Annotated in this window: 18 protein-coding genes and 1 pseudogene; 10 read left to right on the top strand and 9 right to left on the bottom strand. The window is 41.9% G+C overall.

The genetic code is table 11. The features are described from left to right. Window positions 1-192 precede the first annotated feature (192 nt). On the top strand, window positions 193-699 hold the full coding sequence (locus tag PCC7418_RS12150) for a hypothetical protein (protein ID WP_015226485.1): 507 nt from the start codon (window positions 193-195) through the stop codon (window positions 697-699). A 117-nt stretch (window positions 700-816) separates the two neighbouring features. Then, complete coding sequence (locus PCC7418_RS12155; RefSeq protein ID WP_015226486.1) at window positions 817-1947, top strand: tetratricopeptide repeat protein; 1131 nt, start codon at window positions 817-819, stop codon at window positions 1945-1947. Window positions 1948-2001: 54 nt separating this feature from the next. On the opposite strand, the gene PCC7418_RS12160 is transcribed toward PCC7418_RS12155, so the two are convergent. Continuing rightward, a complete protein-coding gene (locus tag PCC7418_RS12160; protein ID WP_015226487.1) occupies window positions 2002-2640 on the bottom strand; it encodes a microcompartments protein in 639 nt (212 codons plus the stop codon). 50 nt (window positions 2641-2690) lie between these two features. On the opposite strand from PCC7418_RS12160, the gene PCC7418_RS19885 reads away from it, so the two are divergent. Then, window positions 2691-2819 (top strand): group II intron maturase-specific domain-containing protein, encoded by a 129-nt coding sequence (locus tag PCC7418_RS19885; RefSeq protein WP_255348282.1) that lies wholly within the window; start codon window positions 2691-2693, stop codon window positions 2817-2819. A gap of 99 nt (window positions 2820-2918) precedes the next feature. Here the strand turns inward: PCC7418_RS19885 and PCC7418_RS12165 are convergent, their stop codons facing one another. Beyond that, window positions 2919-4394 carry a pitrilysin family protein gene (locus PCC7418_RS12165; RefSeq protein ID WP_015226488.1) on the bottom strand — a complete coding sequence of 492 codons (1476 nt, stop codon included), beginning with the start codon at window positions 4392-4394 and terminating at the stop codon, window positions 2919-2921. Between the two features lie 29 nt (window positions 4395-4423). Then, entirely contained in the window at window positions 4424-5944 is a 1521-nt protein-coding gene (locus tag PCC7418_RS12170) for a pitrilysin family protein (protein WP_015226489.1), read from the bottom strand. Between the two features lie 141 nt (window positions 5945-6085). Here PCC7418_RS12170 and PCC7418_RS12175 point away from each other — a divergent pair, with 141 nt between their 5' ends. From PCC7418_RS12175 to PCC7418_RS12185, 3 genes are all read left to right on the top strand, one after another. Next, on the top strand, window positions 6086-6739 hold the full coding sequence (locus tag PCC7418_RS12175) for a TetR/AcrR family transcriptional regulator (protein ID WP_015226490.1): 654 nt from the start codon (window positions 6086-6088) through the stop codon (window positions 6737-6739). After that, the gene (locus PCC7418_RS12180; protein WP_015226491.1) at window positions 6740-7531 is read left to right on the top strand and encodes a HEAT repeat domain-containing protein; all 792 of its coding nucleotides are present in this window, start codon (window positions 6740-6742) and stop codon (window positions 7529-7531) included. It abuts the gene before it with no gap. Between the two features lie 68 nt (window positions 7532-7599). Continuing rightward, on the top strand, window positions 7600-8796 hold the full coding sequence (locus tag PCC7418_RS12185) for a DNA double-strand break repair nuclease NurA (protein ID WP_015226492.1): 1197 nt from the start codon (window positions 7600-7602) through the stop codon (window positions 8794-8796). 22 nt (window positions 8797-8818) lie between these two features. On the opposite strand, the gene PCC7418_RS12190 is transcribed toward PCC7418_RS12185, so the two are convergent. Continuing rightward, window positions 8819-9409, bottom strand: coding sequence for a PAP/fibrillin family protein (locus PCC7418_RS12190; RefSeq protein WP_015226493.1), 591 nt, complete (start codon window positions 9407-9409; stop codon window positions 8819-8821). Window positions 9410-9542: 133 nt separating this feature from the next. Between PCC7418_RS12190 and PCC7418_RS12195 the strand changes: the two genes are divergently transcribed. Together PCC7418_RS12195 and PCC7418_RS12200 are read left to right on the top strand one after the other, a co-directional pair. Beyond that, window positions 9543-10019 (top strand): NADAR family protein, encoded by a 477-nt coding sequence (locus tag PCC7418_RS12195; RefSeq protein WP_015226494.1) that lies wholly within the window; start codon window positions 9543-9545, stop codon window positions 10017-10019. Between the two features lie 46 nt (window positions 10020-10065). Further along, entirely contained in the window at window positions 10066-10236 is a 171-nt protein-coding gene (locus PCC7418_RS12200; protein ID WP_015226495.1) for a 50S ribosomal protein L32, read from the top strand. Between the two features lie 38 nt (window positions 10237-10274). On the opposite strand, the gene PCC7418_RS12205 is transcribed toward PCC7418_RS12200, so the two are convergent. Beyond that, window positions 10275-11549 carry an RNA-guided endonuclease TnpB family protein gene (locus tag PCC7418_RS12205; RefSeq protein WP_015226496.1) on the bottom strand — a complete coding sequence of 425 codons (1275 nt, stop codon included), beginning with the start codon at window positions 11547-11549 and terminating at the stop codon, window positions 10275-10277. A gap of 481 nt (window positions 11550-12030) precedes the next feature. Between PCC7418_RS12205 and PCC7418_RS12210 the strand changes: the two genes are divergently transcribed. After that, entirely contained in the window at window positions 12031-12309 is a 279-nt protein-coding gene (locus tag PCC7418_RS12210; RefSeq protein WP_015226497.1) for a hypothetical protein, read from the top strand. Between the two features lie 62 nt (window positions 12310-12371). On the opposite strand, the gene PCC7418_RS12215 is transcribed toward PCC7418_RS12210, so the two are convergent. From PCC7418_RS12215 to PCC7418_RS12225, 3 genes are all read right to left on the bottom strand, one after another. After that, the gene (locus tag PCC7418_RS12215; RefSeq protein WP_015226498.1) at window positions 12372-12707 is read right to left on the bottom strand and encodes a hypothetical protein; all 336 of its coding nucleotides are present in this window, start codon (window positions 12705-12707) and stop codon (window positions 12372-12374) included. Window positions 12708-12709: 2 nt separating this feature from the next. Continuing rightward, complete coding sequence (locus tag PCC7418_RS12220; protein WP_015226499.1) at window positions 12710-12952, bottom strand: hypothetical protein; 243 nt, start codon at window positions 12950-12952, stop codon at window positions 12710-12712. Window positions 12953-13186: 234 nt separating this feature from the next. Beyond that, window positions 13187-13477, bottom strand: a complete 291-nt coding sequence (locus PCC7418_RS12225; protein ID WP_041596641.1) for a YiaA/YiaB family inner membrane protein — start codon at window positions 13475-13477, stop codon at window positions 13187-13189. A gap of 150 nt (window positions 13478-13627) precedes the next feature. Here PCC7418_RS12225 and PCC7418_RS20270 point away from each other — a divergent pair, with 150 nt between their 5' ends. Next, a complete protein-coding gene (locus PCC7418_RS20270) occupies window positions 13628-14644 on the top strand; it encodes a hypothetical protein (protein WP_015226501.1) in 1017 nt (338 codons plus the stop codon). Window positions 14645-14660: 16 nt separating this feature from the next. On the opposite strand, the pseudogene PCC7418_RS20960 reads toward PCC7418_RS20270, so the two are convergent. Beyond that, window positions 14661-15278: pseudogene (locus PCC7418_RS20960) on the bottom strand (4'-phosphopantetheinyl transferase family protein); the annotation flags it as partial. Window positions 15279-15302: the final 24 nt, after the last annotated feature.

The raw sequence follows: 15302 nt of genomic DNA on the forward strand, positions 1-15302 counted from the left end.
ATGATAGTCATTTCCAGTAATTTCTGTAGTGCGACCGCATATTTTTAACTGGGAATCACTCTAATTGGGTTAGAGCAATGACTGCACTCTTACCGAAAAAATTAAATAAACCTTGATAATAATTTGATTTTGTGATACAGATGTGGTACTCTAGCAGATGAATATACGTATTGATTGGAGTGATAATCACATATGAAACTTCTTAAGTGTTTAACAGCGTTTTCGCTCGCTGGCGCTGCCCTTAACGCTGCACTACCTGCCAATGCAGCTACTTTTAAATATGAATTAAACAATATACAGTTTAGTAGTGATAACACGTTTGTTACTGGTTCTTTCTTTTATGATGATGTAGCTGTCGATTACTTTAATGTTAAGATTAGCACACAAACTGGTAGCGGTTTAACTGGAGCTACTTACACTGATTCTGATATTCAGGGTGAACAGAGTGACACTCTGTCTCTGTTAGATAGCACTACTAATAACCAAATTACTTTAAGTTTTGACAGCGATTTAATAGTAGGTGTAAATACCCTTAATACGTTTGAATTTAATAGCACAAGCGGTTTTGTGTCTAGAAATACTTCAAGTGGAACTGTTGAAGCAGTCCCCTTTGAAGCAGAAGGAGCAATGGGTTTAGTTGCGTTAGGTGGATACTTCGGGTATCGTCGCTTAAGAAAACAGAAACAAACCGTTGCTTAAAAATAGAGTGTTATTTCGGGGATAGTTGCGCGTGCTATTCCTTTTTTATGTCTAAACATTATCTCTAACCCTCCTGATTATTCAAATGAAAAAAATTCAGGTTTCCCGAGTTGGTTAATGTCCGTTTTAATTAGCGGTGTTGTTGTTCAAGGATGTTTCCTCAAACCTCCAGCGAGTCACTACTACGATGTCGCAGCAGCTAAAGAAGAGCAGGGGAATTATGCGGGAGCGATTGAAGTTTACAATCTGGTAGTGCGTAATCATCCTGATGATCCTACTGCTTACTATAAACGAGGCATCACCCGCAAAAAGCAAGGACAGTTAAAACTTGCTATTCAAGATTTCAATAAAGCAATCAGTCTCGATTCTGAATACGAGCGTGCTTATTATCAACGTGGTGTAACCTACAAACGACAAGGTAATTTAGGGAAAGCCTTTGCAGATATCCAGAACGCGATCGCGCTCAATGATCGGTATCTTCAACCCAATCAAGCCCTAGCTTACCAAAAATTGCACCGTCAGCTAAGAGTCGGATTTGCTTATAAGCAACAGGGGCTAAATCATGTCAGACAAGGCAACCTAGAAGGGGCAATTGAAGATTTTAATCAAGCTCTCGATCTTCTGGGAAATGATGCTGCTACGCATAACAAACGAGGAATTATTTATGCTCAGCAAGGTAAGTTAGACCAAGCCCTTGAAGACTTCAATCAAGCTATTAATGTAGCAAAAGATTCTGCATCTGCTTACGAAAACCGAGGCATTACTTACTTTGAACAAGGAAAGCTCAACGCAGCCATTGAAGACTTTCAACGCGCGATCGCGCTGAATCCTGAGGATGCAAGTCTCTACTTTAAAAAAGGAGTGGTGCATCAGCAAAAAGAAGAATGGAAGCAGGCGATCTCGCTTTACGAAGAAGCCTTAAATCGGAAAAAGGATTTTTGGCAAGCAACCAACAACATCGGCTTGATTCGATATGAACAAGGCAACACAGAAGCAGCGATCGCGCACTGGCGTAAGGCAACAGAGATGTCAGAAAACGCTGCTGAACCGAAACTTGCCCTAGCGGTTGCTCTCTATCAGCAAGGAAAACGAGACTCTGCTTATGATTTACAAAATGCTGCTTTTGGTTTAGATTCTCAATGGTCGCAAATGAATGTTCTCGCTGACAATCACTGGGGAAAACAACTCCTATCTGATACAGCAGAGTTTTTTGCTGCCACGGGAGTTGCAGTGAAGCAAGAATCCTGATGATTGGTTTTGATAATAATCAGGAGCGCGATCGCAACACATTGAGAAGATAACTTACTCTTTGCTAGCAGCAATTTCTTCTCGTCCTCGCACATTTTCAATAGCAGCTTTTACAGCATAAGAAGCAGCAATAATATCTTTTTCTTCTCCCCCTAAATACAAGCGTCCAAAACTCCCCACAGCAGAGACTTGTAAAATATTAATGTTCGCTGCTTTTTCCGCCTCATTAGCAGCCAAGGCAGCAAAGGCTGCTGGTTCTACTTCAAAAACGTATAGACTTTCTCCCTTCAGCAGCATATGACCCCGACGAGTGCGGTTAACCATTTGCGCTTGGTGGGCATCAACATTACGAATAATTTGACTGGAAACGACTCGCGGTTTTAAGCCATCTTGTTCAGAAACACCAAGAGCATCTAAAATCGCTGTTCCTGCAATTTTGACATCTCCTTTCTGAGAAGAATGAATTTCTAAGAGTCCATACAACCTTTCCACCACTTGCACCCCAGGACGAACATTAGTTGCTTTCAGGGCAACATCGGTAATACGATTAATTTCAATGCCAGGAGAAATTTCGATCCAAAGAGAAGTATCACCGGGTAAGGGTAAGAACCCTAATGATACTGTTCCCATATAGGCAGCGTGCTGCGCTTGTAGGCTATCTAAATAAACGTAACTCCGAAGGTCGATACCCAAAAGATGTTCTCCTGTTCAGGGTCAAAGTGTCATCATAACTTTATCAAATTATCTTAAGGCAACGATATTCCCACTATAAGAAAATCGGGGAAACCCTAAAACTTAAGAAAAGTGCGACCCAAGAAGAAGTCATTAAAACCCTACATCCGCTTCTCGGAGGTTTTGCCAACTACTTTTAACAGCTTAGGAAGTTTTTTTAACAAAATGAGTGACCCATTCCCCCACCTCACGGAACGTCGGTGGGGAGAGCTTCCTAGGGGGGAATATAGCGACACCGCTTATTTTGGCTTGCTAGAAATCGGCTGAGGAATCGAAATATCAACTGCTGTCACTTGCTCATCTAACTGACTCAATGCCGGATTAATTGCGTCTGAGTTTCCTACCACCATTTTTACCATTTTTTCGGGTTTTAAATAAGTCTTAGCAACGCGCTGCACATCTGCTTTTGTGGTTTGTTTAACTCCCTCTTGGAATTCAAAAATAAAGTCAGATGGATAGCCATAATAGTCATAGCGCATTAACCGAGAAAGAGTTTGTGAGGGTTGTTGAAAATTGAAGATAAATGAGTTGAGAATGGATGCTTTGGCGTATTCAAGTTGATCATCAGAGAGAGGGGTTTCTCTGACTTTTTGAATCTCATCGAGAATAGATTGGATAAAGGGAACAGTTGCTTCAGATCTCGTTTGTCCCCCTGCGATAAAATAACCTGGATAATCATAACGCGCACTCCATACCCCATAGACAGAATAGGCTAATCCTTCCCGCGATCGCACATCATTCATTAAGATTCCCCCTAAGCCATTTAAGGCCCCATTTAAGACTCTTAAAGTAGGATAATCAGGATTATCTAATCTTCCCCCCAAATGTCCTAATTCTACATAAGATTGACTCAGTTGCGGTTGTTGGACAAAATAAATCCCATCCGTTTTCGCTGGTTCGGTTTCGGGTAGATTATAGTTAGGTTTGGGAGTAGAAACTTGCCAACTTGCAAACGCTTTCTCCACGCGATCGCGCATTTCTTTCGCATCAAAATCCCCAACAATCCCTAACAACGCCTCCTCAGGACGAATGTAACTGTTGTAAAATTCAATGACATCCCCACGAGAAATATTCCTTAAGGTTTCATATTCTGGTGTTCTTGCGTAAGGGCTATTTTCCCCATAAATCACTTTCTTAAACTCGCGATCGGCAATATCTCCAGGATCATCATTACGCCGAGAAATATTTCCTTTCACTTGTTGTTTAGCTAAAGCTAATTTATCTTCAGCAAAAGCAGGGGTTTGAATCACTTCTGCAAATAAATCAAAAACCGTATCTAAATCTTGAGTTAAACAATCAAAATTTGCACTCCCAGAAGTCGTGTTAATTCCTGTTTCAATAGAAGCAGCCCGTTGTTCTAAAATTTGATTGAGTTCATCCGCAGAATGTTGTTTTGTTCCCCCACTACGCATGACATTTCCAGTCAGAGAAGCGAGCCCAACTTTCTCCGCTGCTTCAAAACGAGATCCAGTGCGAAAAATTGCTCGTCCACTCACTAACGGAAACTCATGATCTTCAATTAAATAAATTGTCAGTCCATTTTCTAACTGATACTTTTCATAGTCAGGAAGAGTCACTTCTGGCGGTTCAGAAAATTCTAACTCTGTGTAATGTTTTGCTTCTGGAGGGGCTGCTTTGGCAAATAAATTACTATTACCAAGAATAACCAAGAGAGAAACAAAAAGAGCGAGTCCGAACCATTGAATCGGTTTCATCTTGAACTTAAATTTGATCATAATGTTTGCTATGAATTCTCTGAAATAATGCGACCAATTGTACGATTCTCTTCGGTAAATGTGTTTTTCGCCACACGCTGAATATCCTCGGCGGTGACGGCTGTAATCGCTTCTAATTCCGTAAATAAATTTTCCCAACTTCCTGTTTTGGCTTCATATTCTGCTAGCCGTCTCGCCATCCCTTTTGTTGAGTCTAAACTCCGTAATAAACTGGCTTGCATTTGCGTTTTTACTCGTTCTAATTCTGCATCAGAAACCCGTTCAGTTTTTAATTTTTCAATTTCTAACGTTAACGCTTCCGAAACATCTTCTAAGCTATGATTAGGGGCAGTTAACGCATAAAATAAAACTAAATTGGGAAACTTATCTCCTGGAAAACTACTTAACCCTCTTGCAGATAAAGCAACTTGTTGATCTTGGACTAAAGATTGATATAAGCGAGAAGTGCGACCGCTACTGAGTAAGCGAGAAATCACTTCATAAACCACATGATCTTCATCGTTAATACTCGGACGGTGATAGCCTTCAAAATACCAGGGTTGAGAATTTAGCTTGAGATTAACTTCTTTGGTTTCCGTTTGTGGCGGTTCAACCGCTTCTACTTTTGGCGGATCAATCTGAGGGGAAAAGCGACCAAAATAAGTATCTGCTAATCGTTTTACCTCTTGAGGATCAACATCTCCTACAACCGCCATCGTTAGCTTTTCTGGAACATAATAAGTTTCAAAAAAATCACGAATATCATTTCGGGTCAGATTCCGAATGTCCTCTTCATAGCCAATCACAGGACGTTGATAGGGATGACTCGTAAACGCCGTTCCTAAAAATTCCTCGATCATTTTTCCCACAGGAGAATTATCCGTGCGGAGTCGTCTTTCTTCTAAAATGACTTGTTGTTCTTTATAAAACTCTCGGAACACTGGATCTAAAAAACGTTCCGATTCTAAAGACATCCAAAGTTCTAGTTTATTCGCAGGGAAACTATAAAAGTAAATCGTATAATCCGCAGAAGTCGCTGCATTTAATCCCACACCACCTTCGGTTTGAACAATTGTTGCATATTCATTTTGTTCAACATATTGGGAGGCTTGAGATTGTAATTTTTCAAACTTAGCTTGTAGCTGCTTAACTTGTTCTGAGTTCCCTTTTTCTTGAGCCGTTTCCAATTGATAATGAACTTGGTCTAAATGGTCTAATAAATCTTTCTCTTTCTGATAATTTTTTGTCCCGATTTCAGTGGTTCCCTTAAACGCGAGATGTTCTAAAAAATGAGCAGCACCCGTTTTTCCTTCTTCTTCATTGGCCCCACCGACATCTGCATAAGTGACAAAAGAAATGACAGGGGCTTCTTGGTCTGGAAGGATGATAAATTTCATCCCATTATCGAGTTTATATTCTATCACTCGATCTTTGACCCGTTCCAGATAGGGTTGAATTTCTGATACATTCTCAATCGCTGTTGCAGAAGAAACGAAAGCATTTCCCCAAAACAGAAAGAGACAGCTAATGGTAATGATAATTCGTAACACAATTTTCCTCTAAAATTTACTTGGTTTGACTCAGCCCAGACAGACAATAATGCAAAGTTCTGTTACAGATTGTTGAAAATGGTCAACTTTCTTGTTGGATCAAAGCTACCCTATCAATGATAAGCTACAGATGAGAGTCTTATGCAAGTGTTCCGTTCACAAGCTCCCCCTTCTATGTCTCAAAAATCGTCGTCGGAAGTGCGTGATCGCGTCCTCAAGACGGCACAACGCCTCTTCGCGAATCGAGGGTATGATGCAACCACAACGAAAGAATTAGCAGCAGACGCGGGGATTGCAGAAGGAACTTTATTTCGCTACTTCGAGAATAAAAAAGCCATCTTAGTGGAAGTCGCAACGGAAGGCTGGGTAGAAATTTTAACCGATCTCCTCACCGAGTTAAGCGAAATGGGAAGTTATAAAGCAGTAGCACAGGTGATGAGACGACGAATGTTCCGACTTCATGAAAATGGCGAATTATTGCGAGTTTGCTTTTTTGAAGCCCAATTTCATCCTGAACTAAGAGAACGTATCCAGTCGGAAGTCATTTCTAAAATGACCGATGTGACAGAAGCCTTCTTTGAAACTGCAATGGAACGCGGAATTTATCGTCAGATGAACCCCCGCGTGGTCGCGCAAGTCTTTTTAGGAATGTTTACAATTGCAGGCTTTTCTAGTGATACGATTATTGAATCAGATGCCCCACCCCATGCGATGAAAGAAATGGCTGAAGGCATTGCTGATATTTTTCTCAATGGTGTCTTAGCCCACCCAGAAGAAACGAATGCAGCTACTTAGATGACAACCTACACGACTGAAACCGCGATCGCGCACTTGCAACAAACAGACGATTTAAGTCTTCGTTATTACGCAGCCTGGTGGTTAGGAAAATTCCGAGTGACTGACCCCACTGCGATTACTGCTTTGTTGACCGCTTTAGAAGACGAATCAGATCGCTCTCCTGATGGGGGATATCCTCTACGACGCAACGCAGCCCGAGCGTTAGGAAAACTCCAAGATTCCCAAGCGGTTTCTCTCCTCATTCAAAATTTAAATTGTACTGATTATTATGTCCGAGAAGCCTGCGCTCAAGCACTAGAGGAAATTGGCGATCCACAAGCGATTCCTCATTTAAGAAACTTACTCGCAGGGGGAGTGGAAGCAGCGCAACCAGTTCCAGGAAAACCCCATCTCGTACAGCCCTACGAAGCGGTCATTGAAGCGTTGGGAACTCTCGGCGCAACCGACACCACATCAGAACTTGCACCCTTTTTAGACCATCCCGTGGCAAAAGTTCAGCTAGCCACCGCTCGTGCTCTCTATCAATTGACAAAAGAAGATATTTATGGTAAGCGATTAGTAGAAGGGCTAAAAGCAGAAAAATTGCCCTTACGACGCTCCGCTTTGATGGATTTAGGCGCGACCGATTATTTGAAAGCAGCCAGCGCGATCGCGCAAACCCCAGCCGAAAACAGCTTAAAATTAATTTCCTTAAAAGGACTCTTAGAAAATCATCTCCAGCATCAGAATCATTCGGAATTATCTGAGGATGCGATCAATTTATTAACCTTGATGGATTCTCTTTTATAGGGTCATTTGTCATTCGTCATTGGTTAATCGAACGGATAACAAAGGACAAATGACCAAGGATTAAACCTATGCTCGATATTACTAAACTTAGTGGACAACTCCCAGCCATTAGTGAACACCTCCACCAAGAAGCATCCGCAAGTAACGAACGGTTGCAGCGAGGACAACAGCTACTGCTTGAAAGTGTCACTCAACAAGAAGAATTAGTCAAAAAACAAGAAGATTGGCGCGATCGCGCTCTGTTTAAAGCAGCACAACCCATCGAACCCATCGACACCTGTCAAGAAATTTCCGTTCCCCCTTACGCTCACAGTGTTTTTGCTACCGATGGCTCACAAATTGCCCCCTCTCATCACGAAATTGCCTACTGTTATCTCATTAATATTGGGCGGGTGATGCTGCACTATGGACAAAGTTTATTTCCCGTTCTCGATAGTCTCCCTGAAGTCTTCTACACCCGCGAAGACTTATATGAATCTCGTCAGTGGGGAATCCCGACTGAAGAATGGATGGGCTATCGGCGCACCGTTTCTGAGATTGAAGCCCTTTCCGAGATGGCGTGTCGCTGGGTCAACCCTCCAGGAGCCCATTATGAACCCAATCTCGCGTTAGTGGATGGTTCTTTAATCTATTGGTTTTTAGATACCCTACCCCCTCCCGCCCGTGAACAACTCCTCCCCCGTATTTTTGAAGCATGGCGACAACTCGCATCCGCAGGAGTGCCTTTAATGGGGTATCTTAGTGCTAACCGTCATACAGAAGCCGTGCGATTTCTTCGGTATGCCACCTGTGCTTATAACACCCCCGACTGTCAAACCCATTGTGGTAACCTGCAAACGAATCAACTCCCTTGTCAAGTTTGTGAACCCCTACGGGATACCACCTTATGGCAAACCTTACTCTCCCCTGGGCAGCGATCAGGTTTGTGGCGGAGTCAGAGTCCGATTTTAGACCTCTATCCCCAAGAATTTGCCATTTATTTCTGTTATCTCAATGTGGGAACAGAAATTGCCCGAGTTGAGTTCCCCGCATGGGTCGCGGAAGATTTAACCTTATTAGACCAATCTTTGAGCCTTTTACTGGCGCAAGTGTATAAAGGGTATGGTTATCCTGTCGCGATCGCGGAATCTCATAATCAAGCTGTGGTTAGAAGCAGCGATCGCGCTCGCTTTTTTGCCCTCTTAGAACGGGAAATGATTAAAGCAGGCTTACCCAATGTCGGCGTTTCTTACAAGGAAAGTAATAAACGCGGTAGTATTGCCTGATTTCTTCTCCACCATCATAACCTTAAGACTGAGCAAGAACAAAAACACTGCCTCGATTCCCTCGGGAAATCCTTAAGTCTTCGTCAAGATAAGTAATATCTAACCAAGGTTGTTGATTTGAGTTTCTTCGATTAATCGGAAAATCAAGCGGAGGAAATTTTTTGCCCTCTTCAATCGCTTGGATATAATGAGATGGATTTTGATAATTGAAAAGGCGCTGTAATCCAACAATTGATCTTTGAAAGTCAACGTTAACCCGTTTTTCGGAAACAGGTGTCATTTCAGCAACCACAGAAATAATCCCCTCTAAAAACGGTACACCAATAATTTCAGCAATATTATAAACTCGATTTTTCTCGGGGTGAACACACTGGTAAATGTCTCCCGTTTGTAAAATTGGAAATCGATCCAAACCGAGTAAATCTTGGCTCGTTGTATAAAGCAAACGCCAATTTCCACCCAGTAAATCAGCACACTCAACTGGATTCGGGGTTGGGTTTTCTTCTTCTAATTGCGCGATCGCGCTCAATAATGAAACTTTTTCCTCTTCTTTTACTAATTGTCCTCGATTTTTCCCCGCGATCGCGTTGAGTAATTGCGTTTTGTTACTCATCTTCCTCTTCCTTTCTTAAAAGAGCCTAACTTATTCTATCAATTCCTTCCCCTTGACAAGGCTGGGCAGACCATGAACAATAGACGGTGGTTGGTCACCCCATTTGTCCCTATCTTCCTGCTCAACGAACCCAATGGCGATTTATTTTTATAAAGCCGATCAGCCCTATGGTTGCTTTTCTAACTTTTCTCCTCATCCAGTGACCATCGACGGTAAACAATGGCCCACCGTAGAACATTATTATCAAGCTCATAAACTACTGGGAACTCCTGACCAACCTCTCATGGAAATGATCCGTCAGGTTGCTACCCCTGAAGAAGCAGCAGCAATTGGGCGCGATCGCGCTCGCACCATCCGTGCTGATTGGAAGACAGCCAAACGATCCGTCATGTGGCGGGGGGTTTTAACGAAGTTTCTCACTCATCTCGATCTTCAACAAACCTTACTCAAGACTGGCGAAGAATGGTTGATCGAAGATTCTCCCCGAGATTATTATTGGGGATGTGGCAAAGATGGCAGCGGACAAAATGAGTTGGGAAAAATGCTGATGCAGGTTCGCACTCAGATCCGAAACGAAATTTCCCAGACGCAACGCGATCGAATCGATTAAAATAGAAAGGTTGTCAAAATAGCATTGAACATCTATTTTTTGAAATATGGCAGTTCCTAAGAAAAAACGATCTAAAGCCAAAAAACGCACTCACAAGTCACTCTGGAAGCGCAAAGCCTCCTTTGAAGCACAAAAAGCCTTATCCCTAGGCAAATCGGTTCTCAGTGGTCGCTCTACCTTCGTTTATCCTACTGATGAGGAGGACGACGAGGAGTGACATCCTCCCCCGCTAAACTTCGTTATAGCGGGGGCTTCCTAGTTATTCCCATGGATGGGATTGCACCACTGATCTAAGACTGGAATCCCAGTCTCCCGACAGCCCGATTGCCTAGGCGTTTTGCTTCCCGCCTGTCCGACGGTACTATTTATCTTTTCGATTCCTCGATTTCGTAGCACACAAGCAGCAGCCACATCCCGATCCGCGACTAAGTTGCACTGAGGACATTCATGAATCCTCACACTGAGATCTTTCCCAACATGAGTGCTACATCTTGGACAAGTTTGGGTGCTTCCTTTTGCATCCACTTCTGAGAAATACTTTCCCCGCTTCCAACACACTTCTTTTAGAATTTGTCGGAATTGTCCAAACCCTGCATCTAGCATATCTTTGCCAAACATCCCTTTGGCGGTCATGCGAAAATCTAAGTCTTCGACAAAAATCAGGTCTGCTTGATTGCACAGTTGGTGTGCGGTTTGGTGGTGGAAGTTTTTTCTGGCGTTATCAATTTTGTGGTGCAGTCGTGCTACTTTAAGTCTCTGCTTATGGTAGTTTTTAGACCCTCTCTTTTTTCGACTCAATCTGCGTTGGAGCAATCCCAGCTTCCTTTGCATGGTCTGGAAAAAGCGAGGCGGTTTCACGAAGAAACCGTCACTGGTCGCTAAAAACTCCTTTAAGCCAATATCCACACCGATTGCATAGCCACCCCCTCTTACATCTCCCCCAGTGGGGGAGAAAGAGAGGGGGGGAACATCCACGTTGCACTGAATGCAGACTATGGCGTACCAGCGATCCGCTTTCCTCACAACACGCACTTGTTTCAAAGAGAATCCTGTGGGGATTTCTCGGTGCATTCTAATTCGGATTTCTCCGATTTTAGGCAACCTTAACTTATTTCCACTAATTGGGTATTTCTCAAATTGTGGAAATAGGATTGATTTGAATTGCCCGTATTTCTTAAATCTGGGAAAGCCATATCCCCTTGAACGAAAATAGTCCCACGCCCTATGTAGCTGCTTGATTGTTTGCTGCAAGACTTGAGATGGGACTTTCTTTAATTTTGGGAATTGTTTCTTCGCTTTGGGAAGCGCGTTGAGTTGCTTTAACTCACTGGGAAATTTTTCATCGGCGGGAATGATATATTCTGAGACTAAGCTGCATCGGTCAATACTACATTTTCGACTACCACACCAATCTTTAATCTCCCGCAAAGCATAGTTATACGCACTACGGCAGATTTCAAGAATCTCCGTGAGAGTTTCTTCCTGCTGTTTGTTGGGATAGATACGGTATCGGTAGTTGAGTGTGAGCACTGACCAAGTTGTTCAAGCATAGCTTTATTATAGGTTGCTTAGTAGAATGTGACAAGGTGCTAAGTTATGGACGCGCTTTCGCGCTTTTTTAATTTGGCTACGATTCATGAGGGGCTGTCATCTGAGGTCTCCTCAGATGTTTATACGCCTTCCCGTTAACCTCTGGTATAACGGGGGTCTTCTCGTCGCACTGAGATAAAATGCGCGATCGCATAAGTAGGGGCAACACGCCCTTACTTTTTCCGTTTCCGTTTTACTTCCGAGACAAGATGTTTCCCGCATTTTGTGTTACAATTAAAGCACATAGGCGACCAGCCGACGGTTTTCAAAACTTTATTTTTTTTGAAAGTTGTTCAGGGGTCAGTCCAGAGTTTTATTTTTAGACTGGGTGGACAAGCATTTATCCTGCAAAAAAATAATTTACAAAAATCAGGCTTTGTGATAGGCTGAGAAAGGGAACAAATAGAACAACAAAACTGCAATGAATGCTGCTACCTTAAAGCAAAAACTTGATCAATATAGTGAATTTTATCGCGGTTACAACGAAGATCCAGCAACTTGGGAAGCCCAGCATGGATCTTGGGTTGAATATGAACACTTAGAAAAAGCCAAAATGCTGCAAGAAATGGGAAAAATTATGTCCTTGCTCCATGAAAAAACAGCCAATGAAACCAGTTTAGCCACTAATGGCGATTTAGAATATTACTCAACAGTAAAAGAAATACTGGCTGAATTACGCCAGTTTTTAGAAGAATCTTAAAAATTAATCCTGTTAACTGAGCCTGCTGTTGAAAGTAGGCTATTTTTCCTTAGGTTCTAATTTTATTTGAAGTATTGAACTAGAGTATTTTGGGCTTCTTTGATTGTGCTTTCCGTGCCAAAACTCCAAGATACAATTAACATAAACGCAAAAAAAGCCAAAAACTGTAAACCAATGCGCGGGCTACTTTGCTCTCTCAAATCAATTAAAAAATATCGGGGTTCTTCCAAAAACAAAACTGGTTTTAGTTCTCCTAGAATGCCAAAATATAAAACGAGCATATAACCATATAGAATCCCAATCAATCTGCCATCTGTGTTGATAATAAACGCACTTAAGCCAATCAAATTAAATAGGAAGCAAAAGATCAGGAGAAAGACAAACTTTACCCCAATCACCTTTAAGGTATTTTGATCAAGTTTTCTATTAAGCGTATCAAAGATAATTGGTAATAGAATATAAGCGGTAATAAAAAAATTAAGAATTCTTCCCCAAAGACCATAAAGAAATGAGTGGAAGGATCTCTTAAGATTGCTTGATATCCTTGATTTATAAAACTAGCAACTGGGTCCAAGCGAACGAAAATCTTCAGTGTCAAAATCCCCAATAATAAACGTAACGTTAGAACAATAAAACCAGTCATTACTTTGACTCCATTTCTTCTCGATATCATTAAAATAAGATGGAATTGATTCATTCATGCTACACATAGCCTGGAAGTATTTCTCCCCTCCATCCTTACCTAGCAAACATTTATCAAGACAGATATAAGCCACCCCAACTCAAGTCTGCTAATTATTTCTCTATTTTAAGAAGACAATCATCTTCTCAATCAATCGTTGTGTTAGAGTAGATCACTTATAGGGATGAAATGGATTTAGCTTTTGTAAGGATCATGTTCCGCTAATAACCGCTCTAACTTCGCTTCATCAACGCGGTTAATAATGCGTTTGGAATCTTCCATATCTCGCACGGTTTTCGATAAACTAATCGTCGAACCAACAGAGAAAAATAAGCCCATTCCTAAATATCCTTTAATCCAATTATTAACAGGTAAATAAATAATTCCTAGTGACGTTAAACTAATCGCGAGTAGAAAAGAAATCCAAGTTTGCGCGATCCAAGCCTTTGTGTGGGAAATTGGTGCTTGATAGTTTTGATTATCCATAATCACTTCCTCTTCATTCATCTTGATTTCTATTCTCACAAGCCCTGTGATGAAACCACAATGAGAATTCACAACCGAAGAGTAGGAAGTTGTAATTTAGTGAAGGAGGGTGAAGTAAGGTGAAGTAAAATTAGGAGAAAAAGCAAAGTGATGGATACTACAGAATTAGAAGCGTGGCTGTGTGAGGAAGAACAAGAAGCGTTAATTAATCACTTGGGAAGGCGAGTGGGATTAACTCGGGTTCGTGCAGAATGTTTTGTTCGTTTGTGGATTTATTTAACTGTAAAAGATAAACAGAAACATCATCCTAACTTGCAACCCCCTTTAAGGGAATTACTGGATACTTCGACAACAGTTAGTTGTACTCATCGTGAAGCAGCGACACTGTTTTATAGCGATAAAGAAAAAGGCAGCGATCGCGCAGCAGGGATGATGTTAGACCAGTTAGCTGCTTTAGGTTTAATTGAAAAATCCTTTGATGGGAATACCACCAACCTAAAACTTAAAGTGACCCCCGAACTCACCCCACAAAAGCAGACCGTTGCGCCACAACCGTTAATCATTGATCAATTTGATCCCCGCAGTGACGCGATTCCCGTTGCAACCTTACTCGCCCAAAACTACAACTGGATGAATCGCAATTGTGAAACCCTTCCCCATCGCATCAGCCGTTTATTACGCCAATGGAGTCGTCAATACCCAAAAGGTTTACGAGTCTTACGACGCAGCGATAACGGTCATCCTGTGGGGTTTTATCTTCTTTATCCTACCGCTAGCGTTTCCGAACCGATGTTTTTCGGCGCACCCAGTAAAGGGTTACATCTCAGTAGTATGCAAGCGGTTGATCCCTTTCAAATTGCGATTCCTGGGGATAAAGACTGTTTTGCGGTTTTCGTCCGCAGTTGGATGATTGAAGCCCAATATCAACCCAACTATCAAATTCCGTTTCTTCAAGATGCCCAAAAAACTCTGATCCGAATGCAACAAGAAGATTTTCCGAATCTGTGCGACCTATACACACTCATTATTCATCCCAATTATGAAAAACTAGCTGATTCTCTAGGCTTTCATCGCATGAGTAGCGATCCTCAACTTTCAATTTATTGGATGTATCAGGCACTTGATCGCTTTGTTGCGTTAGATTTGAGTGATCATTTTCTAGACTAGCAACAGTGGCAATAAAATCACTGGTTGGCGTAAAAGAGTATAAACTAACCTTTGCTTGACTCCTTCTTACCTCAAACTGCTGAGAATCTTGATCCATCTTGATTTCTATCGTTTGCAATCCCTTTAAGCCTTCTCCTGTTGCTTTGAGATAAGCCTCTTTGGCTGTCCAAAGTTGAAAAAACGTTCTTTCTTGCTGCTTAGAAGGAAGTGAGACCAAATCAGCAAACTCTTGTTCCGTAAAAAAACGACGGGCTAAGGATAAGACTTGCGGAAAGGGACGAATCCATTCTAAATCAATCCCCACCTGCTGATATTCTGTAGAAATGGCATATAAAGCTAAATCCTGAGAATGGGAAACATTAAACTGTAAATTGGAAAAGCTGTGTTTTTTTCCTAAAATCGGCTTTCCTTGGGGAAGATAGTCAAACTCAATCTGTTCGGGTGGTAAATTCAAATATTGTCCCAGCAGCGATCGCAGTATTCCTCGCCCTGCAATAAAGCGTGTTTGATGCTCCCCCCTTACAAAGCGATTGGCTCGTTTTTGTTCCTCAGCATTAAGAACAGCCCAATATTTTTGTCCCAACTGAGGAGAAATATCTAAACGGGCTTGCCAAACCTCAATTGTAGCAAACATTTAGGCATTTCATATAATTTTGTC

Origin of the sequence: Halothece sp. PCC 7418 (assembly GCF_000317635.1) — a bacterium.
Lineage (GTDB): Bacteria > Cyanobacteriota > Cyanobacteriia > Cyanobacteriales > Rubidibacteraceae > Halothece.